We start from the raw sequence: 2,358 nt of genomic DNA on the forward strand, positions 1-2,358 counted from the left end.
GTGCGACACGAAGTCGCTTAATGAAGTTGTTCCCCCTTGGTGGGAACCACCCGTGTCACCGGGTGAATCTAGAAGGCTGAATCAAGAGCGCCTTCGACAATGTTACGAGGCGCCGCAAGGTGCGGGGTACCAATCGTGAGAGGCGTACCCTTCTGGCAGCCATGGCCGGACAAGTGCTAGATAGTTGGTATGGTGAACACACGTGAATCTGCGCAACGATCGTTAAATTAAGCGAGCGGAAATGGCTTACACGCTCGAACCAAAATGGTAATGGAGGTGGGAACTGCGTCTTTCTACTACGCATTCGTGACCCACATGCCTCCCGGTCGATAGCAGGCACCTAACCCGACGCACTTCAGTAAGCGGAACGTGGAAATCCCGTATCGCTCCCGTCAGGGAAAGCCGTTTGTAAAAATTGCCCATGGCGGTGCGGGCGAAGGAACGAGGAAAAAGCGAACGCCGTCCTGTAATGGGTTGGATAGAGGTTGAAACATCACTTCACGCGAAAGCGGGCAGACGTCCTCATGGTCTCTCTTCACACGAGAGTAGGTAGAACCCTTTCAACGGAAGGAGAGCAAATGAACGCAGCAGCATTGGCGTGTGCACCTTCCGGCACGTCGTGGGACAGCATCGATTGGATCGCCGTACAACGTCGTGTCAGAGGGCTGCAAGCGCGTATTGTGAAGGCTGTACAAGATGGCAGACATAACAAGGTGAAAGCCCTGCAATGGCTGCTGACTCACTCGTTCAGTGGCAAGGCATTTGCTGTGAAACGGGTGTCTGAAAACAAAGGCAAAAATACCCCCGGCGTGGACAAGGTTACTTGGAATACGCCTAGGGCCAAGCTCGGCGCGATAGAGTCGTTGACGCGGCGAGGTTACTCGCCGCTCCCGCTTCGGAGAGTGCTTATTCCGAAGAAAAACGGCAAAACGAGACCTCTTGGAATTCCCGCGATGAAATGCCGGGCCATGCAGGCGCTTCATCTGCTGGCTCTGGAACCGATAGCGGAAACTACCGGCGACCCGAACTCTTATGGGTTCAGGCCGGAACGCTCAACTGCGGATGCCGTCGCACAGTGCTTTGGTGTGCTGTCACGAAAAGCAAACGCGGAATGGGTGTTAGAGGGCGACATTCAAGGCTGTTTCGACAATATCAGCCATGACTGGTTGATCGCCAACATTCCCATGGACAAGGCGATTTTGCAGAAATGGCTCCGGGCTGGTTATGTCTACCAAAAGCAGCTATTCCCCAGCCACGCCGGAACCCCGCAGGGAGGCATCATATCCCCGGGGTTGGCGAACATGACGCTGGATGGGTTGGAAGCGATGCTGGCGAAGAGATTTCCCAACGCGAAGTGGACAGCCCGAAAAATGCGCGTGGTGCGTTATGCAGATGATTTCATCATCACTGGTTGTTCGAAAGAATGGCTGGAGAATGAAGTCAGGCCCGCCGTGGTTGAATTTCTGGCAGAGCGTGGACTTGTCCTCTCTCCGGAAAAAACCAAGATAACGCACATAGGGGACGGGTTCGACTTCCTCGGATGGAACCTGCGCAAGTACAACGGCAAGCTCCTGATCAAGCCGTCCAAGGCGAACATCGGGGCTCTACTTGCCAAGCTGCGAGAGTTGATCAAGACCAACAAAACGATACGACAGGCTAACTTGATAGGTTTGCTCAACCCGGTTCTACGGGGCTGGGCGAACTATCACAGTCATGTCGTCGCCAAGAAGGTCTTCAACCAGGTGGACAGCGCAGTGTGGGAAATGCTCTGGCGATGGGCGGTACGTCGCCACCCTCGCAAGACACGCCGATGGGTGAAGGATCGGTATTTCAAAGTACAAGGGGCGCGCCGTTGGGTGTTCTCGTGTACTGAAAAATCCGCCGATGGTCGGAAGCGTCAGTACACGCTAGTAGACGCCTCAGACACACCGATTGTGCGACATATCAAGATTAAGGCTGCTGCCAACCCTCACGACCCTGCATGGGATGAGTACTTCGAGTCCCGCTGGGGCAAGAAGATGCTCACTTCCGTTAAAGGTCGAGCCAAGCTGTATCGGGTATGGGTGCAACAGGGCGGCAGGTGCTGCGCCTGCTTCAAGCCGGTGACCAAAGACACACCGTGGCACAGTCGCCATATTGTGAAGCTAGGTCATGGCGGGACGGACGCTGCGGCTAATCTTGAGATTTACCACCTGCGTTGCCCACGAGATGTGCAATTTGCCAATGTCGACGATGTATAACCGGGTGCCCAATGGCGCCTTAGCAGAGGCTTGAGCCGTGTGCTGGGAAACTCGCATGCACGGTTCTTAGGGGGTTGGACGCGGGCAACCGCGTCTGACTACCCGACAACCAGATCCG

At 55.2% G+C, this 2,358-nt stretch carries 1 protein-coding gene; it reads left to right on the forward strand.

Features of this window, described 5'->3' with window-relative positions:
- The first annotated feature begins 578 nt into the window (after positions 1–578).
- Positions 579–2,240: a group II intron reverse transcriptase/maturase gene (gene ltrA / locus ACODSV_RS36155; protein WP_024073359.1), complete on the forward strand. Its 1,662-nt coding sequence runs from the start codon at positions 579–581 to the stop codon at positions 2,238–2,240.
- Positions 2,241–2,358: the final 118 nt, after the last annotated feature.

Source organism: Pseudomonas sp. FG86, from assembly GCF_057808775.1.

Bases quoted from the DNA above. Each gene is read 5' to 3' on its own strand.
- ltrA (WP_024073359.1), top strand. From the start codon at position 579: ATGAACGCAGCAGCATTGGCGTGTGCACCTTCCGGCACGTCGTGGGAC.